Raw genomic sequence first — 26,082 nt, 5'->3', positions numbered from 1 at the left:
GTTTTCCGGCCGACGTTGACGGTTTGATGCGTCTTTTTTGCACTCTCAGTCTTGGGGGCGCGTGCTCATCGAATGGCATGCCGTCACTGAGGGCGGAGGCCGGGAGTCGCCCGGCATGCGAGTCCCTTTCTTTCGCGTCGCCGAAAGAAAGGAACCAAAGAAAGGGCGACCCCACTGTCTGCGTCCCCTGCGCTTCGCTTCGGGGCAACCTGTAGTGCTCGGGTTTGGCGGGGTCTCGCTCGAACTCGCTCCGTTTCACTTCGCTCAGACAATCGCGAGTCCTGATCCGCCAAACCCTGCGCTCCTCGGCGCATCCAGAGGGGCAAGGGAGCAGAACATCCACACGGGCCATCGCTGCGCTCGGCCCCAACTCGCGGGCGCAAGCGCCACGCGCTGCGCAGGCCAGGCCGAGCGCAGCAATGGCCCGAACGGATGTTGGCTGTTCGGCTGCCCCACCCCTGCTGGCTGCGCCTGCGGCGGGGCGGTTGCGGGGTGGCACGCGCGTCGAAGCGCGCGTGCTTCGTGAACTGACTCGCCGTGGATGTCTGAACGAAGCTGCAACGCAGCGCAGTGAGTTCCACGGCGCACCCCGCAACCGCCCCGATGCAGGTTTGCCCCTTCGCATCGCGAAGGGGTCGCAGACTGGGGGTCGCCTTTCTTTTGGGTACTTTTCTTTGGCGAAGCAAAGAACAAGTACCTCGCCCGCCGGGGCGACAACCCGGCTCCCGCCCCAAACGCAAGCATGCGGCTCGATGTGCTCGCAATAGCCCAGCAAAAACAAAAGCGGCCAGCACCTGCAACCCAGGCACCAGCCGCTCACAAAAAATAAGCCCGACCTCAGGCCGCCAGGATCAGCTTCTCCAGCTTCACAGCATCCACCGCAAACGCCCGAATCCCCTCAGCCAGCTTCTCGGTCGCCATCGCATCCTCATTCAGCGCAAACCGGAACCCCGCCTCGTCATAGTTCACCGCAGGCAGGTTCATCGCCTTGGCAGCCTCCGCATCCAACGCCCGCTGCAACGGTGCATCACTCGCAGCCAGCTGCGCCAACAGCTCGGGTGCAATGGTCAACAGATCACACCCGGCCAACGCCGTGATCTGCCCCACATTGCGGAAACTCGCGCCCATCACCTCGGTGGCAATGCCAAAACGCTTGTAGTGGTTGTAGATCTGCGTGACCGACTGCACGCCCGGGTCGTTGGCGCCAGCGCGCGCAGCTTCGTCCCAGCTCGCTCCGGCCTGCTTCTTGTACCAGTCGTAAATGCGGCCTACGAAAGGCGAGATCAGCTGCACCTTGGCCTGGCCGCAGGCCACGGCCTGGGCGAACGAGAACAGCAGCGTGAGGTTGGTGTGAATGCCCTTGCGCTCCAGCTGTGCGGCGGCCTGGATGCCCTCCCACGTGGCCGCGATCTTGATGAGCACGCGGTCGATGTGGATGCCTTCGGCCTGGTACAGCTCGATGATGCGTTCGGCGCGCGTGACGGTGGCGCTGGTGTCAAAGCTCAGGCGGGCGTCCACTTCGGTGGAGACGCGGCCGGGCACGTGGGTCAGGATCTCGCAGCCAAAACGCACCAGCAGGCGGTCGATCACCTCGTCCATCGCACGCCCTTGCCACTTGGCAACGGTGTCCTTGAGCAGCGGCGCGTATTCGGGCTTCTGCACCGCCTTGAGGATCAGCGAAGGGTTGGTCGTCGCGTCCTGCGGACGGAACTGGGCCAGTTGCAGAAAGTCGCCGGTGTCGGCAACCACGGTGGTGAACTGTTTGAGGGCGTCGAGTTGGTTCGTCATGGCGCCATTATTCCGCATTGGTCCGGGCAGCTTCGGTACTACCAACCACCGATACGCCATGGGCACCCAGGCTCAGTTGCACGGCGTCCCCCACGGCCAGCACATCGTCCAGGTCGGACGACACCACAAAGATGTGGCCGAGCGCGGTCTCGAAGGTGTATTCGTACACCGCGCCCAGGTAGGCACGCTTGTCCAGCCGCGCAGGTAGGAGGCCCGTGCCCTGGCGGTGAATGCGCCAGGCCTCGGGTCGCACCGCCACCTTCACCGGGCCGCTCTGCACCGCCATGCGCGGGCGCAGCACCAGCGGGCCGAGCGCCACCGTGCCATCAGGGTCGGCCACCGCCGGGAACAGCATGGCCTCACCCATGAAGCCCGCAACAAACTCGCTGTGCGGGGTTTCGTACAGCGCACGGGGCGAGCCCTTCTGCGCAATCAGGCCCTGGTTCATCACGATGATCTGGTCGCTCACCGCCATGGCCTCGGCCTGGTCGTGCGTGACATAGGCCACCGTGAGCGACAGGCGCTGCTGCAGCGCGCGGATCTCCTCACGCATCTCACGGCGCAGGCGGGCGTCGAGGTTGGACAAGGGCTCGTCAAACAGCAGCACCTCGGGCTCCAGCACCAGCGCGCGGGCCAAGGCCACGCGCTGCTGCTGCCCGCCTGACAGCTCGCTGGGCAGGCGGTCGTCATAGCCCACCAGGCCCACGCCGCGCAGCGCCTCCACGGACTTGGCGCGCGCCTGCTCCTTGGGCTGGCCCGACATGCGCAGGCCATACATCACGTTCTCGACCACGTTCATGTGCGGGAACAGCGCGTAGCTCTGGAACATCATGCTCACATTGCGTTGCGCGGGGCCCAGCGTGGTCACGTCCTGGCCTGCGATGAAGATCTCGCCCGAAGTGGGCGATTCCAGCCCCGCAATCATGCGCAAGGTGGTCGTCTTGCCGCAGCCCGAAGGGCCGAGGATGGTGGTGAGCGTGCCGCGTGGCACCTCAAAGCTGATGCCCTTGACGGCCAGGGCCGCGCTGCTGTCGCTGCCGTAGCGCTTGGTGATGTTGCGGAACACGATGCCCGCGTCATTGTTGTTCATGGCGTGTTTTCTTTTTTCAGAGGGGGTCAGTGCGCAGCGGGAGCGGCTCCACGGCGGCCCAGTTTGCGATCACCCACCAGCAGCTGAATGAGTCCGATGGAGGCCGACATCAGGATGATGAGCACCGTGCAGTACGCCAGCGCCACGCCATAATCGCCATTGCCCACGCGGCCGATGATGTAGGTGGTGGCCAGCTCGTTCTCGGCTGTGACCAGGAAGATCACCGCGCTCACGGTGGTGATGGCGCGCACAAAGCTGTAGACCAGTGCAGCCACCAGCGCGGGCTTGAGCAGCGGCAGCACCACATGGCGCAGCGTCTGCACGCTGCCCGCGCGCAGCATGACGGACGCCTCATCGAGCGACCGGTCGAGTTGCTTGAACGCCGCCGTGCCCGCCCGCACACCCACCGGCAGGTTACGGAACATGAAGCACAGCACGATGATGAGGGCGGTGCCCGTCAGCTCGAACGGCGGCACGTTGAACGCCAGGATGTAGCTCACGCCCAGCACCGTGCCGGGAATGGCAAAAGCCAGCAGCGCTGCAAACTCGAACGCGCCCTGCCCCCGGAACTCGGTGCGTGCCAGCAGCCACGCAATGGCAATGCCCAGCGTGGCCGTGAGCGGCGCGGAGATGGCGGCGAGCTTGAGGGTGGTGAAGAACGAGTTCCACGCCGTGCCCGCCCACACCACACCAAACTCGCCCCATTCCACGCTGAACGCGGTACGGAAATGCGCCAAGGTGATGGTGTAGTCGCGCCCCCAGGTCTGCACAAAGCCGCCGGCCAATGCAAACAGGTACACGATGAGCGTGAAGGCCATCCAGGGCAGCGCAATCGAATGCACCACGCGGCGCACGCCCCGGGGCAACGGCATGGCAATGCCCGCGTCACCCTTGCCCGACACGGTGGTGAAGTTCTGCTTGCCCAACAGCCCGCGCTGGATGGCAAACACCGTGAGCGCAAAGAAAGTGAGGATCCAGGCCAGCGATGCCGCACGGCCCTGGTCGTACTGCGCGCCCACGATGGCAAAGAAGATTTCGGTGGACAGCACCGAGAACTGCCCGCCCACCACGATGGGGTTGCCGAAGTCAGCCATGCTTTCGATGAAGCCCACCAGGAACGCATTGGCCAGGCCGGGCTTGAGCAGCGGCAGGGTCACGGTCATGAAGGTGCGGTGCGGGCTGGCACGCAGCGTTTGCGCGGCCTCTTCCAGACTGGGCGCCACGCCCTGCACCACGCCGCGCATGATCATGAAAGCAATGGGTGTGAAGGCAAAGGTCTGCGCCACCCACACGCCCAGCCAGCCGTAGAACCAGCGCGACGGCGTGATGCCAAACGCGTATTCCAGAAACTGGTTGAACACCCCCGCACGGCCGAACAGCAGGATGAGCCCCAGGCCCACCACAAACGGCGGCGTGATGATGGGCAGCAGCGCCACGATGTTCAGCGGCCGCGCATAGCGGCGCGAGGCGCGCTCGGCCATCAGCGCCATGAAGGTGCCCAGCAGCGTCGTGCTGGTGGCCGTCATCAGGCCCAGAAACAGCGTGTTCCAGGCCACGCCACAGCGCTGGCCTCCACCCAAGTTCGCCAGGCACGACAGGCTGAAGTTGCGCTCGTGCGCGATGCGCTCCCACACCACGGCCAGCGAGAACGGGCCGTCTTCCAGAAAAAACGCCGCCGACAGCGCCTTGAGCACCGGGAACACGATGAACAGCGCCAGCAGGCTTCCACAGCCCACCACCGCAGCCGCCACGAACAGGTCGCCCTTGAAGAAGCCCCGCCGCGCAATGCCGAACGACAGCAGCACCAGCAGTGCCGACAGCACCACAAACCCGCCCCAGCCCATGCCGGGCTGGCGCGCGCCCAGTTCGCCCAGGCTGGTGTTCATCCATTCAAACGCCCAGCCGCGCGCACCAATCGCAAAGCCGCTGAGCAGCAGGGCCGCCAGCCCCAGTGCGCCCCCCGCCACCAGCAGCGTGCCTTGCTTGCGCCCGGCGGGCAGGCAGGCCCCCAGGCCCGCCACCGCCAGCCCGGCCAGGCCCAGCCACAGCCAGGGGCGCCCGAACAAGGCCGCCTGCATCAGTCCGTTGGCCGCCTGCTCGCTGCTGAAGACCTGGCCCACCGCCAGCAGGCCATTGGCGTCCTGCTGTGCATACCAGGGGAACACCAGGTACCCCAGCACGCCCATGGCCAGCCAGACCCACAGGGGCCGGTTGACCGAGGCACCGGGAGCCCGGGTCCGGAGGGTTGCGTGCGCTGCCGCCGCTGCTGCCGACACCACCACCCCTTAGCGCGTTGCGTTCTGCACGTCTTTTTCCCAGCGCGCAATCAGGCGGCGGCGCTCGGCGCTGGCGCCGTACTTGGCGTAGTCGTAGTTGATGAGCTTCATCTTGGCCGGATCGGTCATGCGCGGGTCCTTGGGCACCTGCGTGTTGCTGGGCAGCTGGAACTGCTTGGCCGCCAGGCCAAACTGTTGGCCGCCGGGCGTGAGCGCCCATTCGTAGAACTTCTTGGCCGCCTCGGTGTTGGGGCCGTTCTTGACGATGCTCATGGAGCCCACTTCTGCGCCGGTACCCTCCGACGGTGTGGCCGATCCCACAGGGAAGCCATTGACCGCCTCGGTGGTCACGTCGTGCACAAAGCTCACGGACACCGTGGTCTCGCCGCGTGCAACCGCCTTGACCGGGGCTGTGCCCGAACGGGTGTACGCGCTGATGTTGGGGTGCAGGGCCTTGAGGTATTCAAACGCCTTTTCCTCGCCCATGATCTGCACCAACGTGGCGATCATGGTGTAAGCGGTGCCGCTCGATGCGGGGTTGGCCATCTGCACCTCGCCCTTGAACTCGGGCTTGAGCAGGTCAGCCCACGACTGCGGCGGGTTGAGCTTGCGCTTGGCCAGCAGTTCCTTGTTGTAGCCAAAGCCCAGCGGCCCCAGGTACACGCCCACGGTGCGGTACTTGGAATCGGCCGCCTGCTTTTGCGCCCAGGGGTAGAGCTGCGCGAGCTGGGGAGACTTGTATTCGAGCGTCAGGCCCTGCTCGGCCGCCTGCAGGTGCGGGTCGCCTGTGCCGCCAAACCAGATGTCGGTCTTGGGGTTGGCTCGCTCGGCATTGAGCTGCGCCAGCGCCTCGCCCGAGCCCTTGGCCGTCATGCTGACCTTGGTGCCAGTGGTCTTGGCGTACACCGTGGACATCAGGTTGCACCACTCGGCCTGCACCGAGCAGATGATGTTGACCTGGCCCTGGGCCGAGCTGCCCGACGCAGCGGCCACCAGGGCCGCACCGGCCAGAAGTTTTGTCAGCAAGGGTTTGCGCATGGAAGGCTCCTCAGTATCTGGATAACGTGATGGAGGATGCTATGCGTGCAGGGCCCGCCCGGGCCAGGGGGGAAACGCCCAGGGTCGGTGCAAGCAGGTTGAAAGGCAGGGATTGCGCGGGCCCCGCAGGTTTGGGAACCGAGTTACATTAAATGAGGACGGCCCCGCCACCGCGCTGACCGCAGCCAGATGGAGCGTCCCGTCCCAGCCCCTTTTTCAAAGGCCCCTGCGCAGCCTGCCCCGCCTTCACAGACTGACATGCTCGACCGCATCACCGCCTCCCTGCCCTCGCTGGCCCCCGCCGAACAGCGCGTGGCCAAGCTGGTGCTGACCGACCCGCGCACCTTCGCCCGCCTGCCCGTGCGCGAGCTGGCCGAGCGCGCGCACGTGAGCAAGCCCACCGTGGTGCGCTTTTGCCGCAGCATGGGCTACGACGGGCTGGCGGACTTCAAGCTCAAACTGGCTGGCAGCGTGAGCGAGGGCGTGCCCTTCATCCACCGCAGCGTGGATGCCGACGACAAGACCGGCGACGTACTGGTGAAGGTGGTGGACAACGCCGTGGCGGCCTTCCTGCAATACCGCAACGCGGCCAGCACCGTGGCCATCGAACGCGCGGCCGACGCGATTGCGGACACCTGGAAGAAGGGCAAACGCATCGAGTTCTACGGCGTGGGCAACTCGGGCATCGTGGCGCAGGACGCGCAGCACAAGTTCTTTCGCCTGGGCGTGACCTCCATCTCCAGCAGCGACGGCCACATGCAGGTGATGAGCGCCACCCTGCTGGGCCCGGGCGACTGCGCGGTGATCATCTCCAACTCGGGCCGCACCCGCGACCTGATGGACGCGGCCGACATCGCCCGCCGCAACGGTGCCACCACCATCGTCATCACCGCCAGCGGCTCGCCCCTGGCCAGCACCTGCCAGATCCACCTGGCGGCCGACCACCCCGAGGGCTACGACCGCTACAGCCCCATGGTGTCGCGCCTCATGCACCTGCTCATCATCGACGTACTGGCCACCTGCGTGGCGCTGCGCATTGGCAGCTCGCTGCAGCCCATCCTGCAGCAGATGAAAGAGAACCTGCGGGCCAAGCGCTACGCGTAAATCCTGGCCGTCAGGCCAGGCCGGCGCACGCCTTCTCAGTCCAGCGTGACACCCGCGTCGCGGATCACCTTGCCCCACTTGGTCGTCTCGGCCGCCAAAAAGGCGTCGCACGCCTCGGGCGTGGTGCCCTCACCAAAGGTGCCCATGGTGTCGAGCTTGGCCTTGGTTTCATCACTCTGGATGATGGCGTTCACCGCGTCCGACATGCGCTTGACGATGTCGCGCGGCGTCCCGGCGGGTGCAATCATGCTGGCCCAGGTACTGCCCAGCATGCCGGGCACGCCTTGCTCGATGAAGGTCGGCACGTCAGGCAACATGGGCAAGCGCTTTTCGCTGGCCACGCCGATGAGGGTGATGCGGCCTGCCTTGGCGGGCTGGATCAGGTTGGGCGGAGGGTCGAGGAACAAGGGCACCTGGCCGCCGAGCAGGTCCGTCAGCGCCGGGGCTGCGCCGCGGTAGGGAATGTGGACCATGAAGGTCTTGGTCAGTGACTTGAGCAGCTCGCTGGTCAGGTGCGCCGCAGAGCCTGTGCCTGATGAGGCAAAACTCACCTTGCCCGGGTTGGCCTTGGCATAGGCCACCAGTTCCTTCACCGTCTTGAACGGTGCATTGGGCGCCACTGCGGCCACCAACGGAGAAACACCCAGCAGCGACACGCCCATCAGGTCCTTGCGGGGGTTGTAGGGCAGCTTGGGGTAGAGCGTGGTGTTGGCGGTAAAGGCCGGAATGACCACACCAAAGGTGTGACCGTCCGGGGCGGACTTGGCGACGGCATCCACGCCGATGATGCTGTTCGCGCCGGGTTTGTTGTCGATGACAACCGGCTGGCCGAATTGCTTTTGCAGGCCCACCGTGAGCAGACGCGCCATCTGGTCGGTAAACCCGCCCGCCGTGTAAGGCACGATGATGCGAATGGGACGGCTGGGCCAACTGGTTTGGGCCAGCGCTGGCAATGCCGCACCGGCCAGCGCTGCGCCGGTGACCTGGACCAGCCTGCGACGGGAAAGGAATGTGCTCATGGTTTTGTCTCCTGCTAATTTTTAGAAATAAAACAGACTCAGCGCTTATGCATTAAGCGCCGATAGCTCTGTTTTTAATAGCAACAAGATCCCATCAGATGGGCTGTGCCAGTAATCTGCGGGGGCTCAGAGCGCCTTGACCAGTTCCGGCACCGCCGTGAACAGATCCGCTTCCAGCCCATAGTCGGCCACGCTGAAGATCGGTGCCTCAGGGTCCTTATTGATCGCCACGATCACCTTCGAATCCTTCATGCCCGCCAAGTGCTGGATGGCACCCGAGATACCGGCGGCCACATACAGCTGCGGCGCCACGATCTTGCCCGTCTGGCCCACTTGCCAGTCGTTGGGCGCGTAGCCTGCATCCACCGCCGCGCGGCTGGCACCCAGGGCGGCGCCCAGCTTGTCGGCCAGCGGGGTCATGACTTCGTCGAACTTTTCCTTGCTGCCCAGCGCCCGGCCACCGGAGACGATGATCTTGGCAGCGGTCAGCTCGGGGCGGTCGCTCTTGGCGATTTCGCTGCCCACGAAGCTGCTCTTGCCGGCATCTGCTGTGGCAGCGGCGGTTTCTACTGCTGCGCTGCCACCAGTGGCGGCTGCGGCGTCAAAGCCGGTGGTGCGCACGGTGATGATCTTGACGCTGTCGCTGCTTTGCACGGTGGCGATGGCGTTGCCAGCGTAGATGGGGCGCTCGAAGGTGTCAGGAGAGACGACCTTGGTGATGTCGCTGATCTGGGCGACATCGAGCTTGGCGGCCACGCGGGGGGCCACGTTCTTGCCGCTGGCAGTGGCGGGGAACAGGATGTGGCTGTAGTTGGAGGCGATGGCGAGCACTTGGGCGGCCACGTTCTCTGCCAGGCCGTGTTCCAGGCCTGCTGCGTCGGCGTGGATGACCTTGGCGACACCGGCGATGCTGGCGGCGGCTTGTGCGGCTGCACCGGCATTGTGGCCGGCCACCAGCACGTGCACGTCGCCGCCGCAGGCGACGGCGGCCGTGACGGTGTTCAGCGTGGCGCCCTTGATGGACGCGTTGTCGTGTTCAGCAATAACGAGTACCGACATTTAGATCACCTTCGCTTCGTTCTTGAGTTTTTCGACCAGTGCGGCCACGTCGGCCACCTTGATGCCTGCGCCGCGCTTGGCGGGTTCGGTCACCTTCAGGGTCTTCAGGCGCGGAGCAACGTCCACGCCGAGGTCTTCGGGCTTGACGGTATCGAGCTGCTTTTTCTTGGCCTTCATGATGTTGGGCAAGGTGACGTAGCGGGGCTCGTTCAGGCGCAGGTCGGTGGTGATGACGGCGGGCAGTGTCAGGGCCAGGGTTTCCAGGCCGCCGTCGACTTCGCGGGTCACGCTGACTTTGTCGGCAGCCAGTTCCACCTTGCTGGCGAAGGTGGCCTGGGGCAGGTCGGCCAGGGCCGCCAGCATCTGGCCGGTCTGGTTGGCGTCGTCGTCGATGGCTTGTTTGCCCAGGATGATGAGAGAAGGTTGTTCTTTGTCGACCAGGGCTTTGAGGAGCTTGGCCACGGCCAGGGGCTGCAGTTCGACGTCGGTTTCCACCAGGATGGCGCGGTCGGCGCCAATGGCCATGGCGGTGCGCAGGGTTTCCTGGCATTGGGCTACGCCGCAGGAGACTGCGATGACTTCGGTCACCAGGCCTTTTTCTTTCAGGCGCACGGCCTCTTCAACGGCGATTTCGTCAAAGGGGTTCATGCTCATCTTCACGTTGGCGATGTCCACACCCGTGTTGTCCGACTTCACTCGGACCTTCACGTTGTAGTCCACCACGCGTTTCACGGGGACGAGGATTTTCATGGTTGGGTCTTTCTGAAAAAACAGGAAATCGATCAATGCGACAGCGTGCAGTGCAGGTCGCGCAACTCGCGCTTGAGCACCTTGCCGATGGCGCTGCGCGGCAGCTCGTCGATGAAATGCAGCGCAGCCAACCGCTGTGTCTTGCCCGCCCGGGCGTTGTACCAACCCATGATCTGGGCGGCGTCATCGGTGGCGCCCGGCCGGCGGCACACAAAGGCCACCGGCGTCTCGCCCCACTGTTCGGAGGGCATGCCGGTCACGGCCACGTCCTCCACGGCGGGGTGCTTGCGCAGCTCGGCTTCGAGGTCGCTGGGGTAGATGTTGAAGCCGCCACTGATGACCATGTCCTTGCGGCGGTCCAGCAGGGTCAGAAATCCCTGCGCGTCAAACCGGCCCACGTCGCCCGTGCGGATGAAGCGCTTGCCGGTGGCGTCAAACCACTCGGCCTCGCGCGTCTTGTCGGGCTGCCGGTGGTAGCCGGTCATCATGCCGGGCGAGTGGCCCACCACCTCGCCGGTGGCACCGGGCGGCAACTCGTTTCCTTCTTCATCGATCAGGCGGATGTCACTGGTGGAGGCGGGCTGGCCCACAGTGTGCAGCTTGTCCGGGTGCTCGTGCGCCGCCAGGATGCAGGTGCCGCCGCCTTCGGTCATGCCATAGAACTCGTACAGCGCGCCCGGCCAGCGCGCCAGGATGTCGGCCTTCAGCTCGGCGCGGAACGGCGCACTGGTGCAGAACTTGGCGCGAAAGGACGACAGGTCGAACTCACCAAACTGCGGCAGCGCCATGATGCGCTGGTATTGCACCGGCACCAGCATGGAATGCGTGGCGCGGATCTGCTGCGCGGTCTGTAAGTAGCGCAGCGCATCGAACTTCGCCATCAGCCGCACGCTGCCGCCCCAACACAGGCCGGGAAAGAACGACACCAGCGTGGTGTTGGAATACAGCGGCGTCGCCAGCAGTGTGACGCTGTCCGGGCCGTAGCCCTGCGCCAGGCCGCGCACCAGGTGCGCCCAGCGCATGCCGTGCGATTGCACGATGCCCTTGGGGTTGCCGGTGGTACCAGAGGAATAAATGATGTTGAACGGATGCTCGGGGCCCACGTCCACCGGCGTCGGCGCCGCGCCTTCAGGGGCAAGCCACTCCCTCCACGGCATGCCCGCACCGGCGTCGTCCAGCGCCACAAGCGGCAGCGCACCGGCGCCTTCCATCACGGCAGGCGGCACCGCCGCCCTGCCCTGCGCATCGGCAAACAGCAGGCGCGCCTGGGCATCGCCCAACATGGACGCCATGGCCTCGGGCGTGACGGACGGCGCCAGTGGTGCCACCACCACACCTGCGCGCAGGGCACCCAGGTACACGGCGGCATAACGCACAGACGACGCGGCGCACACGGCCACCACATCGCCCGACTGCAGGCCCGCCTGCTGCAACGATGCGGCCACGCGGTCCACCAGGGCATCGAGCGCAGCCCAGTCCAGCGCGGAGTCGTCATCGGCCAAGGCATTCGCCTGCGGGCGCTGCCGCGCGTTGTCACGCAGCAGATCGGAGACCCGGCGGAACGGGGGGAAAGGGGCAGAGGCAGTGGTATTGGTCATGGCCCAACTTACTCGAAGACGATGCCCTTGTCGCGGATCACCTGGCCCCACTTGGCGTAATCGCCACGCACGCGCTTGGCCATCTGGTCCGGGCCCTGGTAGTTGGCGATGGCACCGGCGTTGAGTAGCTTGTCCTGCACTTCCTTGTCAGCCAGGATGGCTTTGACTTCGGTGCTGATGCGGTCGACCACGTCCTTGGGCGTACCGGGCGGGGCCATCAGGCCGCCCCACGACACGGCATCAAAGCCCTTGAAGCCCTGCTCGGCAATGGTGGGCACGTTGGAGATCACCCCCACGCGCTGCGGCGAGCCCACTGCAATCGCGCGCAGCTTGCCCGTCTGGATATGGGGCAGCGCCGCCACGAGGTCGGCATACATCATGGGCACCTGGCCGCCCAGCGTGTCGGTGATGGCGGGCACACCGCCTTTGTAGGGCACATGCTCCATCTCAAATTGGCCCAGCTGCTTGAGCAGCTCCATGCTCAGGTGGCCAAAGCTGCCCACGCCCGAGGACGTGTAGTTGAGCTGCCCCGGCCGCGCCTTGGCATGGGTGATGAGCTTTTGCAGATCGGTCACGGTGGGCATCTGCGCCGGGTTGACCACCACCACGATGGGCAGGTCGTACACGGTAGCCACGGACACGAAATCCTTGGTGGTGTCGTAGCCCGCCTTTTTGTACAGGTGCGGAGCCAACAGCGTGGGCGTGGCCAGCATCATGAGCGTGTAGCCGTCGCCAGGGGTCTTGGCGATCTGCTGCGCGGCAATTGAGCCCGAAGCGCCCGCGCGGTTCTCCACTACCACGGGCTGCTTCAGCCGCTCAGCCAGCTTCTGGCCGACGATGCGCGAGGCCGTATCGGTGGGCCCCCCTGCCGGGAAGGGCACCACGAGCTTGATCATCTTGTTGGGCCAGGCCTGGGCGTGTGCTGGGACCGAGCCCAACAGGCCCATGACCGACACTGCAGCAGCGGCTGACAGCACGGTGCGACGGGAGAAAGCAGCAGGGAAAAGAGATGGTTTGTTCATGGCGAAAACGTCTTGTCTTTCAGTGGTCCTAAGCGCTGCGTAGGCCCACGCCGTCCGAAACTGGCGAGGCCGAAGCGAGAGCAGCCGCGCAAGGGCCGCCCCGCCGCGCTGGCTGCGTCCCCCTGCCCGCATGGCGCAGCCATGCGAGAGCGGGGGGGGAAGCCGCGCAGCGGCTCAGGGGGGTGTCAATCTAGTTTCGCGCCAGAGACCTTCACCACGCGCTCCCACACCGGTGCGTCCTTTTTGAACTGGGCGCTGAACTGCTCGGGACTGCTGCCCACGGGGATGAAACCCATCTGCTGGATGCGGTCGCGCACTTCGGGCATCGCGATCACGGCCTGCAGCTCGGCGCCGAGCCGGGCCACGACTTCAGGCGGCGTCTTGGCGGGTGCGCTCATGCCCACCCAGCCCGTCACCTGGAAGACCTCGTCCTTGATACCCTGCTCGGCCATGGTGGCCACTTTGGGCAGCGCGTCCATGCGCTGCGCGCCGGTCACGGCCAGTGGCTTGAGGCGGCCCGACTCGATGTACGGCCGGGCCGACTGCAGGCTGGCAAACGCCATCTGGAACTGCCCGCCCACCAGGTCCTGCAGCATGGGCGCCTCGCCCTTGTAAGGCACATGGTTCATGTCGGCCTTGTGCTTGTCGGACAGCCAGGCGCCCGCCAAATGGGCATACGAGCCCGCACCCCACGAGCCGTAGGCGATCTTGCCCTTGTTGCGGTCGATGTAGGCCATCAGCTCCGACGCGTTGTTGACCGGCAGCTGCGGGTTGACCAGCAGCACCACCGGCGCCAGCGCGATCTGGGTGATGAGGGCCTGGTCCTTTTGCGGCTGGTAAGGCAGACGGTCGTACAGAAACTGGTTGATGAGCATGGTGGTGCCCAGGGACACCAGCAGGGTGTAGCCGTCGGCGGGCGACTTGAGCGCCTGATCGGTACCGGTCACTCCACCCGCACCGCCGCGGTTGTCCACCAGCACAGGCTGGCCCAGACGGGCCGAGAGCTTCTCGCCCAGCGTGCGGGCGGTAATGTCCGTGGCGCCACCGGCCTGGTAGGGCACGATCAGCTTGATGGGCTTGGCAGGCCAGGCCTGCGCATGGGCTGCCGACATGATGCCGGGGACAGCCAAGGGGGCCAGGGCAGCCACGGTGGCCAGGATGGTACGGCGGGAAAGGGATCGCATGGGGGAAGTCTCCTGTCAATGTTGTTGTGGGTCGGGCAGCGTGAGCACCCCCTTGTCGCGCAGGGCCTGCAGCTCGGCCTCGGGCAGTTGCAGCAGCTGCTGCAGCACCTCGCGCGTGGCGGCGCCCAGCGTGGGCGGTGCGTTGCGGATGGGCAGGCGCTGCCCGTCCAGCCGATAAGGCGGCGCGAATACATGCGTGGTGCCCGCTACGGGGTGTGGCAGTTCCTGCAGCAGGCCGCCGCGGCGCGTGCGCTCGCTGGTCAGCGCTTCGTGCAGGCCGGCCACACGGCCGCAAGGGATGCCTGCAGCGGTCAGGCGTTCGAGCAGCACATCACGCGGAAAGCTGGCAATCAACGCCTTCATCTCAGGCAGCAGAGTCAGTCGATTGCGGGCGCGCTCGACGTTGGTAGCGTAACGCGGGTCTTCCACGATGTCCGGGCGCATCACCACCTGGCGGCAGAACTTGTCGAACTGGCTGTTGTTGCCCACGGCGATGATGAGCGGACCATCCTGCGCCTCGAACATGCCGTAGGGCACGATGGACGGGTGGGCGTTGCCGTAGCGCTGCGGGTCATGGCCCAGCAGCATGGCGTCCAGGCCGTAGTAGCCGGTAATCATCAGGCCGCAGTCGTACAGCGCCATCTCGATGTGTCGGCCCTTGCCGGTGCGTTCCCGGCGGAACAGCGCCGCCAGCACAGCCTGCGCGGCGTACATGCCGGTCATCATGTCCACGGCGGCCACGCCAAACTTCAGCGGCGGCTGGTTGGCCTCACCGTTGATGGCCATCAGACCCGCCTCGCCCTGGATCACCAGGTCATAACCGGGGCGCTTGGCCTCGGGGCCCGAGCTGTCGTAGCCCGCCACCGAGCAATAGATGAGGTCGGGCTTGATGGCCTTGAGCTGCTCGTAGCCCAGGCCCAGCTTCTCAGCGCCGCCGGTCTTGAAGTTCTGGACCACCACGTCGCACTGGGGCAGCAGGTCGCGGATGATCTTCACGCCTTCGGGCGTCTGCAAATCCACGGTGATGGACCGCTTGTTGCGGTTCATGCTGTTGTAGTAGGTGGTCTCGGTCTTGCCGATGCGCATGCCCCAGTCACGGGTGTCGTCACCCCGGCCGGGGTGTTCCACCTTGATGACGTCGGCACCAAAGTCGGCCAGTACCTGGCCGCACAGCGGCCCGGCAAACACGCGCGAGAGGTCGAGCACGCGCACGCCTTCGAGCGGGAAATCCATGCCCTCGGGCAATGAGGGTGTAGGGGTTGTGGAGGTCATTGCGTAGTGTCTTGTGTACCCGCGCCAGCGGCATTGACGTGGCGCAGACGGACGAAATCGGCCGGGCGTTTTTCCAGAAACGCACCAATGCCTTCGCGGGATTCTTCGGTGGCTTGTGACTGCACCATGAGCTGTGCTTCCAGCTCCAGCTGGTCGTCCAGCGGCTGGCTGTAGGCACTGCGGCACAGCGCCTTGATGCGGCCCATGGCCAGGTCTGGCCCGGTAGCTACCTGCGCAGCCAATGCCAATGCCTGCGTCAGCGCCTCACCCGGTTCGGCCAGTCGGTTGACCGGGCCCAATGCGTGCAGCCGCTCGCCCGAGATGCGTTCGCCGGTGAGGCACAGCTCGGTCAGCACCTGGCGCGACACGAACTCGGCCAGGAAGGCCGTGGCGCCGCCATCGGGCGTGAGCCCCACCTTCACATAAGCCACCGAGAACACGGCATTGCGCGCAGCCACCAGCATGTCGCAGGCCAGCGCCAGCGACAGGCCCGCACCGGCCGCTGCGCCCTCTACCGCCGCGATCACCGGCTTACGGCAATCGCGCACGGTGCGGATCAGGTCATGCAGGCCTTCGAGTTTGGCACGGCGCTCTTCAATGGGCAGCTCGCGGCGCTTGGCCAGCTGGCGCAAGTCACCGCCCGCACAAAAGTGCCCGCCTTCGCCCGTGAGCACGATGGCGCCCACGTTGGGGTCGGCCTCGGCCTGCGCCAGTGCCTCGGTCAGCGCCGCGTAGAACGCGGGTGACAACGCATTGCGCGCGGCGGGGTTGTTGTTGGAGAGCACGAGCACCGCGCCCTCGCGGCGTTGCAGCAGAGGCAGTGGCTGCTCCATGGCTTCAGCTCCGGCCCAGCGCGATAAAGCGCGCCAGGTGGTGGTCTTCATCACCAAACTGGTGGTCCACCATGACGAGGCGCTTGGCGTAGTGCGACAGCGGCAGCTCCCACGTCATGCCAATGCCGCCGTGCAGCTGAATGCTTTCTTCAGCCACCAACGCGCCGATGCGGCCCATGGTGACCTTGGCGGCCGACAGCGCGCGCTCGCGCTCGGTGCGGTCCGTGCTGTCCATCGCGGCCGCTGCGTTGATGACGGCAGAGCGCGCCTGCTCCACTTCCAGCAGCAGGTCGGCCATGCGGTGCTGCAGGGCCTGGAAGCTGCCGATGGGCACACCAAACTGCTTGCGCGTTTGCAGGTATTCCAGCGTGTGCTTCTTGGCAACGTCCATCGCACCCAGCGCCTCGGCGCACACGGCCAGAATGCCCCAGCCTACTGCGTGCTCCAGCGTGGCAAGGCCCTGCCCCTCCGTGCCGAGCAGCGCATCGGCGCCCACCTGCACGTTTTGCAACGTGACTTCGGCCACGCGGCCACCGTCGATGCGGCCCATGCCACGGCGGCTCAGGCCTGCGGCATCAGTGGGCACCAGGAACAGCGAGATGCCGTTTTCATCGTCCACAGCGCCCGAGGTGCGGGCACTGACCAGCAGCCACTGCGCCTGGTCGCCATGCAGCACCACGGCCTTGTGGCCGGTGAGTTGCCAGCCATCGCCATGGCGCACGGCGCGGGTAGTCACGCGGTTCAGGGCGTAGTGCGCGCCGGGCTCTTCATGCGCCAGCGCGGCCACAGTGCTGCCGTCGATGAGGCTGGCGATGTGTTCCTTCTGTGCCGCGCTGCCCGCCAAGCCCAGCGCCCGGCCCACCACCAGCGCGCTGACAAAGGGCTCCACAACCAGGCCGCTGCCCAGGGCTTCAAACACCACTGCCACATCAAAGCCTGCGCCGCCAAAGCCGCCATCGGCTTCGGGGAAGAGCGCGCCAATCGCGCCCAGCTCGGCAAAACGGGCCCACAGCGCCGGGTCCGTGCCGGTGTCGCCGTAAGCGATGTGGTTGCGCGTTTCGATCCCGTACTGCTCGGCCACAAAACGGTTCAGGGTGTCCGCCAGCATGCGACGGTCTTCGGTGTGTTCAAAGTTCATCGCGGCAACCTCACAGGCCGAGAATCATCTTGGAGATGATGTTCTTCTGGATTTCATTGGAGCCGCCAAAAATCGACAGCTTGCGGTAGTTGAAGTAGTTGGCTGCTGCCGTGGCCGCCTCTTTCGGCCCCACGGGTTCGTCGGCATAGCCTTCGTACTGCGCCTCTTCGATGAAGGGCAGCGCGTATGGGCCCACCGCACGGCGGATGAGCGACAGGATTTCCTGGCGTATTTCGGTGCCGCGGATTTTGAGCATGGAGCTTTCTGCCCCCGGCACGCCGCCACCAGCCACAGCGGCAATCACGCGCAGGTTGGTGGTCTTCATGTTCTCCAGGTCAATCTCGACCTGGGCCATGCGGGCGGCAAACAGCGGGTCCTGGTCCAGCGGCTGGCCGTTCTTCATCACCTTGGCAGCAATGACTTTGAGCTTGGCCAGTGCAGCAATGCAAAAGCCCACGCCTGCAATGCCGGTGCGCTCGTAGGTCAGCAGGTACTTGGCGTAGGTCCAGCCCTTGTTTTCCTCACCCACCAGGTTTTCCACGGGCACCTTCACATCGGTGAAGAAGACTTCGTTGACTTCCTTGTCGCCATCCAGAGTGCGGATGGGGCGCAGCTCCACGCCGGGCGATTTCATGTCCACCAGCAAGAAGCTGATGCCCGACTGGGCCTTGGCTTCGCGATCGGTGCGCACCAGGCAGAAGATCATGTTGGCGTGCTGGCCCTGGGTGGTCCAGGTCTTCTGGCCGTTGACGATGTAGTGGTCACCCTGGCGCACTGCCGTGGTCTTGACCGAAGCCAGGTCAGAGCCCGCGCCGGGTTCGGAATAGCCCTGGCACCACCAGTCCTCACCGCTCAGGATGCGCGGCAGCCAGTACTTTTTCTGCGCCTCGTTGCCGAACTTGATGAGCACCGGGCCCAGCATGTTCACGCCAAAAGGCACGATGCGCGGGCCACCGGCCAGGGCGCACTCGGTATCGAAAATGAACTTCTCGACCGCACCCCAGCCCGGGCCGCCGTATTCCTGGGGCCAGTGGTTGGCCAGCCAACCGCGCTCGTTCAGGATGGCGTGCCACTCGTCCTGGTCCGCCTTGGACAGGCGCTGCCCGGCCTTGACCTTGGTGGCGATGCGTTCGGGCAGCTTGTCTTTCAAGAAAGCCTGCACCTCGGCGCGGAAGGCTTCTTCTTCGGGGGTGAAATTCAGGTCCATATCGGGTCGCTTGCTGTTTCAGAGTTCGGTGGTGTGGCGCAAGGTCAGAAAATTTCAAACAGGCCTGCAGCGCCCATGCCACCGGCGATGCACATGGTCACCACGCCGTACTTGGCCTTGCGGCGGCGGCCTTCGAGCAGCAGATGGCCCACCAGGCGTGCACCGGTCATGCCAAAGGGGTGGCCAATGGCAATCGCCCCGCCGTTCACGTTCAGCCGCTCCGACGGAATGCCCAGGCGGCGCTGGCAGTACAGGGCCTGCGAGGCAAAGGCTTCGTTCATCTCCCACAGGTCAATGTCCTGCACCGTGAGGCCGTGGCGTGCCAGCAGCTTGGGCACGGCAAACACGGGGCCAATGCCCATTTCGTCGGGCTCGCAACCGGCCACTGCAAAGCCGCGGAAGGCACCCAGCGGTTGCAGACCACGGCGCTCGGCCTCCTTGGCTTCCATCAGCACGCAGGCGCTGGAACCGTCGGACAGTTGCGAGGCATTGCCTGCGGTGATGAACTGGCCGGGGCCCTTCACCGGCTCCAGCTTGGCCAGGCCCTCCAGCGTGGTGTTGGCCCGGTTGCAGTTGTCGTGCGTGGCCGTCACTTCACGGTAGGTGACCTCGCCGGTCTCCTTGTTTTTTTCCATCATGCGTGCGGCGCAGGGCACGATCTCGTCAGCAAACACGCCCGCCTGCTGTGCGGCGGCGGTGCGTTGCTGGCTTAGCAGCGAGAACGCATCCTGGTCTTCGCGGCTGATGCCGTAGCGGTGGGCCACGATGTCGGCGGTGTCGATCATGGCCATGTAAAGGTCGGGCTTGTGCTCTTGCAGCCAGGGGTCGATGTCTGCCGGGTTGCCAGGCCGGATGGCCGAGATGCTCTCCACCCCGCCCGCCACCATGGCGGGCACGCCTTCCGCCACGATGCGGCCTGCGGCAATCGCCACCGACTGCAGGCCCGACGCGCAAAAGCGGCTGGCCACCATGCCGGCCACCGACAGGGGCAGGCCCGCACGCAGCGCCGTCTGGCGGCCAATGTTCTTGCCGGTGATGCCCTCGGGGTAGCCGCAGCCCATCACCAGGTCTTCGATCAGCTCGGGGTCGATGCCCGAGCGCTCGACCGCTGCCTTGACGGAAAAGGCCGCCAGCTGCGGGCCGGGTGTGGCATTGAATTCGCCCCGGTGCGACTTGGTCAATGGGGTGCGGGCGGTGGAAACGATGACGGCTTCACGCATGATTTGCTCCTGATTTAATAGCTGACTGCGCTTATTGATAGAGCGCTATAGGCCAAGATGACTTGAATTCAATGGAATTGAGAGGCCGCCTGATGTGCTGTGCGCGTGGGGCGGCTTCTGCACTATTCGGCCTTGTTCAGGCTGTCAAAGTTGCGCCCCTCCCGCACCAGCTGCACCAGCAAGGGCGACGGCTTCCAGAACAGCGGGTCCTCCTTGGCAAAGGCCTCGATGTCGGCCAGCACCTTGGGCAGGCCCGTCATGTCGGCCCACTTCATCGGGCCGCCCCGATGGCGCGGAAAGCCGTAGCCCGCCACAAAGGTCACGTCCACATCCAGCGGGCGCAGGGCAATGCCCTCGTGCACCACGTTGGCCCCTTCGTTGACCATGGCGGCCATGTAGCGACGCATGATCTCGTCGGCAGTGAAGCTGCGGGGGCTGATGCCCTTTTTGGCGCGCTCGGCATCCACAATGGCCAGCACTTCAGGGTCGGGCTGGCCCGTGCGGGAGCCTTCGGGGTAGAGGTAAAAGCCGCGCCCGGTCTTCTGGCCAAACCAGCCGCGCTCGCAGATGCGGTCGGCAATTTCCACGTAGCGGGCTTGGGGGTCGCGTGTCGCAGCGCGGCGCTTGCGAGTGGCCCAACCAATGTCGCCACCGGCGAGGTCCGTCACCTGGAAGGGGCCCATGGCAAAACCGAAACCGCGCACGGCGGCGTCGATCTCGTAGGGGCTTGCGCCGTCTTCCAGCAGGTAGTCAGCGGCCTGCTTGTACACGGCCAGGATGCGGTTGCCGATAAAGCCGTCGCACACACCGGCGCGCACGGGCACCTTTTTCAGCTTGCGAGCCAGCTCGAACGCCGTGGCGACCACATCGGGCGCGACCTTGGCGGGCACCACGATCTCCAGCAGCTTCATGATGTTGGCGGGGCTGAAGAAGTGCAGGCCGATCACGTCCTGAGGGCGGCCGGTGGCGGCGGCGATGGCGTCGATGTCGAGGTAGGACGTGTTGGTGGCCAGCACCGCGCCGGGCTTGCACACGCGGTCCAGCTCGCGGAACACGGTCTTCTTGACCTCGATGTCTTCAAACACGGCCTCGATCACGAGGTCCACCTGGGCGATGTCGGCATAGCTGGTGCTGCCGGTGTAGCGCGCCATCACGGCGACCTTCGCTGCGTCGGTCATGCGGCCTTTGGCGACCAGGGCGTTGTAGACCTTCTCGACATTGGCGCGGCCACGGGCGATGGACTCGGCATCACGCTCGATCATGGTGACGGGCAAGCCGGCATCGAGGGCCGCCACGGCAATGCCCGCGCCCATGGTGCCGCCACCGATGACGGCGATGCTGGCGACAGGGCGTGGCTGCGCGGCCTGGGCCTCGGGCACCTTGACCACTTCACGCTCGGCAAAAAAGGCGTGGATGAGCCCGGCGCGTTGCGGGCTGTCCAGGCATTCCATGAACAGTGCGCGCTCGCGGGCCATACCTTCGTCAAACGGGAGTTGCAGCGCAGCCTGCACGCATTCGATGATCTTGAGGGGCGAGAACAGGCCGCGCGACTTCTTGGCCGTCTCGGTCTTTTGCTCTTCGAGCCAAGCCAGTGCAGCTTGCGGCTCGGCAATGGCAAGGTCACGCGTGCGGCGCACGGGGGCTTGGGCAGCCAGCAGCTCGCGCACATAGGCCAGGCCTGCGGCCAGTGGGTCGGTGCCTTCCACCAGTTTGTCGACCAGCCCGGCTTGCAGCGCGGCCTGTGCCTTGAGGGGCTGGCCACTGAGCATGAGGGTGGTGGCCGCCTGCACGCCCATGAGGCGCGGGGCGCGCTGGGTGCCGCCGGAGCCGGGCAGCAGGCCCAGGTTCACCTCGGGCAGGCCCAGTGTGGCAGCGGGCAAAGCCAGCCGGTAGTGGGCCGACAGCGCCACCTCCAGCCCACCGCCCAAGGCCGCGCCATGCAACACGGCCACCACAGGCTTGTTCAGGTTTTCGATGGCGCGACAGACCTCGGGCAGGATGGGTGTCACCGGGGGCTTGCCGAATTCGCGGATGTCCGCCCCGGCAATGAAGGCCTTGCCCGCGCCCACCAGCAGCACGGCGGTCACGGCGGCGTCGGCCTGCGCCTGCTGCATGGCGGCCAACAAGCCCTGGCGCACGGCGGCGCCCAGGGCATTGACGGGCGGGTTGTCGATGGTGACGACCAGAACATCGCCATGCAGCGCGGTCGTAACAACGGAAGATGCGGCAGCGGCGGCATGCATACGGGGAAGTCTCCTGGTCAATGGCTGTGCCTGTTGATGACCGGGGGATTGTTGATGCGCGAAGTAATCTTGACAATTACATAGCCCATTGACAGACTGTCAAACTTCTTTTGACAAACTGCGGCAAGCGAGCGTTCAGGCGCCGCCCCACCTATCCCGCCTATGGAACTCACCTCCCTCACCGTGCTGGTCGACATCCTTGATGCCGGCAACCTGAGCCAGGCCGCGCGCAACCTGAAGATGACCCGTGCGAATGTGAGCTACCACCTGCACCAGTTGGAAAAATCGGTGGGTGTGCAGCTGGTGCGCCGTACCACGCGCCGGGTAGAGCCCACCGAGGTGGGCCTGCGCCTGTACGCCCATGGCCGCGCCATTCAGAACGAAATGCTGGCCGCGCGCGAGACCATTGCCACGCTGGGCCAGGGCCTGCAGGGGCGCGTAGGCCTGAGCGTGCCCAGTGGCTACGGGCAGATGGTGATGTCAGACTGGCTGATCGACTTCAAGCGGCTGTACCCCGGCATCGTGCTGGATGTGCGCTTTGAAAACCGGGTGGATGACCTCATCCGCGATGAGGTGGACATCGCCATCCGCGTGATGCCCGAGCCCCCACCCACGCTGGTGGCGCGCGACCTGGGCAGCGTACGCTACATCGCCTGCGCATCGCGCGGGTACGCCGAGGCGCACGGGCTGCCCCAGGACTTCGAGGCTCTGCAGGCTGCGCCAGTGATCACCGCAGGGGTGGTGGGCAAGCAGCTGCGCCTGCGCGGGTACCGGGGTGACCAGCGCCAGGAAGCCATGCTGGAGCCCACCCTCATTTCGGAGCACTTTCCGTTTCTGCGCCAGGGCATCCTGGCAGGGCTTGGCGTGGGGCTGGTACCGGACTACGTGGTGCAGGATGCCGTGTCCAGCGGTGAAGTGCTGACCACGCTCGACGACTGGCGGCTGAGCATTTTTGGCACCCAGATGTTCATGCTCTACATGCCCAACCGCCACCAGACCCGGGCGGTGCGCACCTGCATTGACTACCTGCTGGGGCGGGCCCTGCCCGCCGCCGAGTCAGGCGCGCCAGCGGCGGCCGGATCAGCGCCTTGATCGAATTTCAATGAAAAAACGGGCGCAGGTGCTAGTTAATCATGCATCAATAGCTATATTTTTATAGCAAACGCATCCACCTGCACCCTTGACCCGCACACCGGGCGACTTCGCCGCACGCCGGTGCGGCGCTGGGCATCAGATCCGCCCTTCCTCCACCGCATGGCACGCAATGCGGATGCCGCCGATGCTCTGGAGCTTGGGGCGCTCCGTGCGGCAGCGGTCATTGACATGCGGGCAGCGCGGGTTGAACGCACAGCCGGGTGGCGGGTTCAGCGGGTTGGGCACCTCGCCCTGCACCGGTGTGCGCGCCTTGCCGGTGTCGTGCATCTTGGGGATGGCATCGAGCAGCATGCGCGTGTAGGGGTGGCGCGGCGTGTCGAACAGCGTGTGCTTGTCGGCCAGCTCCACCAGGCGGCCCAGGTACATCACGCCGACCTGGTCGCTCACATGGCGCACCACGGCCAGGTTGTGGCTGATGAACAGATACGTGAGCTGCCGCTCGCGCTGCAAGTCCTTCATGATGTTGAGCACCTGCGCCTGCACCGACACGTCGAGCGCGCTGGTGGGCTCGTCGCAGACCAGAAACTCGGGCTCGGTGGCCAGGGCACGCGCAATGGAGATGCGCTGGCGCTGGCCGCCGGAGAACTGGTGCGGGTACTTGACCATGTCGAGCGGCGACAGGCCCACCGATTGCAGCAACTCGCCCACACGTTGCTTGAGCTGCTCCTTGTCGGTGATGAGCCCATGCTCCTTGAGGGGCTCGCCGATGATGTCCTCCACCAGCCAGCGGGGGTTCAGGCTGGCGTACGGGTCCTGGAAGATCATCTGGATGCGGCGGCGCATGGCCTTGGCGTTGTTGCCCTTGAAGGCCGCATGGGCGTCTTGCCCATCAAACGTGAGACCGCCGCGCGTAGGGTCGTACAGGCCCACCAGCAGTCGAGCCACGGTGCTCTTGCCGCAGCCGGATTCGCCCACCAGCGCCAGCGTCTTGCCCTTCTCGATCTCGAAGCTCACGCCGTCCACCGCATGCAGCAGGGTGCGGGGCTTGCGCTCGATCACGCGGTTGAGCCACGGGGCAGAGACGTCAAAGGTCTTGGCCAGGTCATGCGCCTGCACCAGCGCCTTGCTATTCGTTGCGGCGGCGCTCATGCGGTCACCTTGGCTTGGGTCGTTGCACCGGCATGCAGCCAGCAGGCAGCGCGGGTAGCGCCGGCATCCATCAGGTCGGGGCGGTCGGTCATGCAGCGGTCAAAGGTCTTGGGGCAGCGGGGGTTGTAGGCACAGCCCTTGGGGATGGCGTTGAGGCGCGGCATGGCGCCGTCGATCTGGTTGAGGCGCTCGCGGTCCTGTTCCATGTCGGGGATGGAGGCCATCAACCCGGCGGTGTAGGGGTGGGATGGCTGGTTGATCACGTCATGCACCGGGCCGATCTCGGCCACACGCCCGGCGTACAGCACGGCCACGCGGTCGCAGGTTTCGGCGATCACGCCCATGTCGTGGGTGATGAGCATGACGGCCGCGCCACGCGATTTGCAGATGTTTTTCAGCAGCGTGATGATCTGCGCCTGGATAGACACGTCGAGCGCTGTGGTGGGCTCGTCGGCCACGATGAGCTTGGGCTCGGCGGCCAGGGCCAGGGCGATCACGACGCGCTGGCGCATGCCCCCCGAAAACTGGTGCGGGTAGTGGTCGATGCGCTCTTCGGCGGCGGGAATGCCGGTGTCCTTGAGCAGCTGGATGGCGCGCTGGCGGGCTTCGGCCGCATTCACGGGCAGGTGGGCCAGGATGGTTTCGGTGAGCTGACGGCCCACGGTGTACAGCGGGTTCAGCGAGGTCAGCGGGTCTTGAAAGATGGCACCGATGCGGCGGCCCCGGATGTGGCGCATCTCCTCGTTATTGAGGTTGTCGATGCGCTGACCCTCCAGCAGGATCTGGCCCGAGGCCACACGGCCGGGCGGTTCCAGCAGGCCGATGATGGCCGCGCCGGTGAGCGACTTGCCGGCGCCGGACTCTCCCACCACGCCCAGAATCTCGCCGGGTGCGATGGAAAAGGAAATGTCGTCCAGAGCGCGCAGGGTACCGCGGCGGCCCGGGAATTCGACAACGAGGTTTTTGACTTCGAGAAGGCTCATGGAAATATCGCTTTTCTTCTTGTTCTTGTTCAACGCAGGCGGGGGTTGAGAGCGTCGCGCAGCCAGTCACCCAGCAGGTTCACGGACAAAGCAATCAGCACCAGCATGGCGCCAGGGAAGACGGTGATCCACCATTCGCCCGAGAACAGGTAGTCGTTGCCGATACGGATCAGCGTGCCCAGCGAGGGCGAAGTGGGCGGCGCGCCCACGCCCAGGAAAGACAGAGTAGCTTCGGTGATGATGGCCGTGGCCACCTGGATGGTGGCCAGCACCAGCACGGGCCCCATCACGTTGGGCAGCACGTGCTTGCGCATGATGCGCAGCGGCGAGACGCCCGTCACGCGGGCGGCCTGCACGTATTCCTTGTTGCGCTCTACCAGCGTAGAGCCGCGCACCGTGCGGGCATATTGCACCCAGCCGGTGAGGGAGATGGACAGGATCAGCACGCCAAACGCCAGCGACTCATGCGCATTGGGGAACAGCGCACGGCCCACGCCAGCAATCAGCAGCGCGACCAGGATGGCGGGAAAGGACAGCATCACGTCGCACAGGCGCATGAGCACGGCATCCACCCAGCCGCCCCGAAAGCCTGCCAGCAGGCCAAAGGCCACGCCCACCACCACGGACAGCACCACCGAGGCGATGCCCACCACGAGCGAGATGCGCGCGCCGTAGATCAGCGCCGAGAGGATGTCGCGGCCCTGGTCATCGGTGCCCAGGGGGTATTTCATCGAGCCCATTTCGCTCCATGCCGGGGGCAGGCGCGCATCGCTCAGCTCCAGCGTGGTCAGGTCGAACGGGTTGTGGGGTGCCACCCATCCGGCAAACACCGAACAGAACAGGCAAATCAGCGCAATGGCAGCGGCCAGCATGGCGACCGGCGATGTGCGGAAGCTGTAGCCGACGTCGCTGTCGAACCAGCGGGCAAGGGTAGTTTTCATTGTGGGAAACCAGTCAACGGGCAACAACACGCGCAGCGGGTAGCTGCGGGTGTTGTTGCGGGCTTGGATCAGC

21 protein-coding genes are annotated in these 26,082 nt (G+C 65.7%); 2 read left to right on the top strand and 19 right to left on the bottom strand.

Annotation, left to right across the window (positions count from 1 at the left end; all coding sequences use genetic code 11):
• Positions 1-837: 837 nt before the first annotated feature.
• The 4 genes from tal to C380_RS03965 all read right to left on the bottom strand — a co-directional run bounded on the left by tal (position 838) and on the right by C380_RS03965 (position 6,192).
• The gene (tal, locus tag C380_RS03980) at positions 838-1,788 is read right to left on the bottom strand and encodes a transaldolase (RefSeq protein ID WP_015012606.1); all 951 of its coding nucleotides are present in this window, start codon (positions 1,786-1,788) and stop codon (positions 838-840) included.
• Between the two features lie 7 nt (positions 1,789-1,795).
• Positions 1,796-2,878, bottom strand: a complete 1,083-nt coding sequence (locus C380_RS03975) for an ABC transporter ATP-binding protein (RefSeq protein WP_015012605.1) — start codon at positions 2,876-2,878, stop codon at positions 1,796-1,798.
• A 26-nt stretch (positions 2,879-2,904) separates the two neighbouring features.
• On the bottom strand, positions 2,905-5,064 hold the full coding sequence (locus tag C380_RS03970) for an iron ABC transporter permease (protein ID WP_238544105.1): 2,160 nt from the start codon (positions 5,062-5,064) through the stop codon (positions 2,905-2,907).
• 99 nt (positions 5,065-5,163) lie between these two features.
• Complete coding sequence (locus tag C380_RS03965) at positions 5,164-6,192, bottom strand: ABC transporter substrate-binding protein (RefSeq protein WP_015012603.1); 1,029 nt, start codon at positions 6,190-6,192, stop codon at positions 5,164-5,166.
• Between the two features lie 258 nt (positions 6,193-6,450).
• On the opposite strand from C380_RS03965, the gene C380_RS03960 reads away from it, so the two are divergent.
• A complete protein-coding gene (locus C380_RS03960; protein ID WP_015012602.1) occupies positions 6,451-7,296 on the top strand; it encodes a MurR/RpiR family transcriptional regulator in 846 nt (281 codons plus the stop codon).
• A 35-nt stretch (positions 7,297-7,331) separates the two neighbouring features.
• Here C380_RS03960 and C380_RS03955 read toward each other — a convergent pair whose 3' ends face one another.
• The 12 genes from C380_RS03955 to C380_RS03900 form a co-directional block, all read right to left on the bottom strand.
• Complete coding sequence (locus C380_RS03955; protein ID WP_015012601.1) at positions 7,332-8,315, bottom strand: tripartite tricarboxylate transporter substrate binding protein; 984 nt, start codon at positions 8,313-8,315, stop codon at positions 7,332-7,334.
• 126 nt (positions 8,316-8,441) lie between these two features.
• Positions 8,442-9,374 carry an electron transfer flavoprotein subunit alpha/FixB family protein gene (locus tag C380_RS03950; protein WP_015012600.1) on the bottom strand — a complete coding sequence of 311 codons (933 nt, stop codon included), beginning with the start codon at positions 9,372-9,374 and terminating at the stop codon, positions 8,442-8,444.
• Positions 9,375-10,124 (bottom strand): electron transfer flavoprotein subunit beta/FixA family protein, encoded by a 750-nt coding sequence (locus C380_RS03945; protein WP_015012599.1) that lies wholly within the window; start codon positions 10,122-10,124, stop codon positions 9,375-9,377.
• 32 nt (positions 10,125-10,156) lie between these two features.
• Positions 10,157-11,722 (bottom strand): class I adenylate-forming enzyme family protein, encoded by a 1,566-nt coding sequence (locus C380_RS03940; protein WP_015012598.1) that lies wholly within the window; start codon positions 11,720-11,722, stop codon positions 10,157-10,159.
• 8 nt (positions 11,723-11,730) lie between these two features.
• Positions 11,731-12,744, bottom strand: a complete 1,014-nt coding sequence (locus C380_RS03935; RefSeq protein WP_015012597.1) for a tripartite tricarboxylate transporter substrate binding protein — start codon at positions 12,742-12,744, stop codon at positions 11,731-11,733.
• Between the two features lie 185 nt (positions 12,745-12,929).
• Positions 12,930-13,928: a tripartite tricarboxylate transporter substrate binding protein gene (locus tag C380_RS03930; protein WP_015012596.1), complete on the bottom strand. Its 999-nt coding sequence runs from the start codon at positions 13,926-13,928 to the stop codon at positions 12,930-12,932.
• Between the two features lie 15 nt (positions 13,929-13,943).
• Positions 13,944-15,200, bottom strand: coding sequence for a CaiB/BaiF CoA-transferase family protein (locus C380_RS03925; protein ID WP_015012595.1), 1,257 nt, complete (start codon positions 15,198-15,200; stop codon positions 13,944-13,946).
• Positions 15,197-16,033, bottom strand: coding sequence for an oxepin-CoA hydrolase, alternative type (locus tag C380_RS03920; RefSeq protein WP_015012594.1), 837 nt, complete (start codon positions 16,031-16,033; stop codon positions 15,197-15,199). Before C380_RS03920 ends, C380_RS03925 begins: the two co-directional genes overlap by 4 nt.
• 4 nt (positions 16,034-16,037) lie before the next feature.
• Positions 16,038-17,171 carry an acyl-CoA dehydrogenase family protein gene (locus C380_RS03915; RefSeq protein WP_015012593.1) on the bottom strand — a complete coding sequence of 378 codons (1,134 nt, stop codon included), beginning with the start codon at positions 17,169-17,171 and terminating at the stop codon, positions 16,038-16,040.
• A gap of 10 nt (positions 17,172-17,181) precedes the next feature.
• Positions 17,182-18,378 carry an acyl-CoA dehydrogenase family protein gene (locus C380_RS03910; RefSeq protein ID WP_015012592.1) on the bottom strand — a complete coding sequence of 399 codons (1,197 nt, stop codon included), beginning with the start codon at positions 18,376-18,378 and terminating at the stop codon, positions 17,182-17,184.
• Between the two features lie 44 nt (positions 18,379-18,422).
• The gene (locus tag C380_RS03905) at positions 18,423-19,598 is read right to left on the bottom strand and encodes an acetyl-CoA C-acyltransferase (protein ID WP_015012591.1); all 1,176 of its coding nucleotides are present in this window, start codon (positions 19,596-19,598) and stop codon (positions 18,423-18,425) included.
• 122 nt (positions 19,599-19,720) lie between these two features.
• Positions 19,721-21,841 (bottom strand): 3-hydroxyacyl-CoA dehydrogenase NAD-binding domain-containing protein, encoded by a 2,121-nt coding sequence (locus C380_RS03900; protein WP_015012590.1) that lies wholly within the window; start codon positions 21,839-21,841, stop codon positions 19,721-19,723.
• A 162-nt stretch (positions 21,842-22,003) separates the two neighbouring features.
• Between C380_RS03900 and C380_RS03895 the strand changes: the two genes are divergently transcribed.
• Positions 22,004-22,933 (top strand): LysR family transcriptional regulator, encoded by a 930-nt coding sequence (locus C380_RS03895; RefSeq protein WP_015012589.1) that lies wholly within the window; start codon positions 22,004-22,006, stop codon positions 22,931-22,933.
• 138 nt (positions 22,934-23,071) lie between these two features.
• Here the strand turns inward: C380_RS03895 and C380_RS03890 are convergent, their stop codons facing one another.
• The 3 genes from C380_RS03890 to C380_RS03880 are packed head-to-tail and all read right to left on the bottom strand — an operon-like array spanning position 23,072 to position 26,009.
• Positions 23,072-24,085: an ABC transporter ATP-binding protein gene (locus tag C380_RS03890; RefSeq protein ID WP_015012588.1), complete on the bottom strand. Its 1,014-nt coding sequence runs from the start codon at positions 24,083-24,085 to the stop codon at positions 23,072-23,074.
• On the bottom strand, positions 24,082-25,068 hold the full coding sequence (locus tag C380_RS03885; protein ID WP_015012587.1) for an ABC transporter ATP-binding protein: 987 nt from the start codon (positions 25,066-25,068) through the stop codon (positions 24,082-24,084). Before C380_RS03885 ends, C380_RS03890 begins: the two co-directional genes overlap by 4 nt.
• Positions 25,069-25,097: 29 nt before the next feature.
• The gene (locus C380_RS03880) at positions 25,098-26,009 is read right to left on the bottom strand and encodes an ABC transporter permease (RefSeq protein WP_015012586.1); all 912 of its coding nucleotides are present in this window, start codon (positions 26,007-26,009) and stop codon (positions 25,098-25,100) included.
• Positions 26,010-26,082: the final 73 nt, after the last annotated feature.

Source organism: Acidovorax sp. KKS102 (assembly GCF_000302535.1).
Classification (GTDB): domain Bacteria; phylum Pseudomonadota; class Gammaproteobacteria; order Burkholderiales; family Burkholderiaceae_C; genus Acidovorax.
The sequence above is the reverse complement of the archived record's forward strand: the minus strand, read 5'-3'. Positions and strand labels throughout refer to the sequence as shown.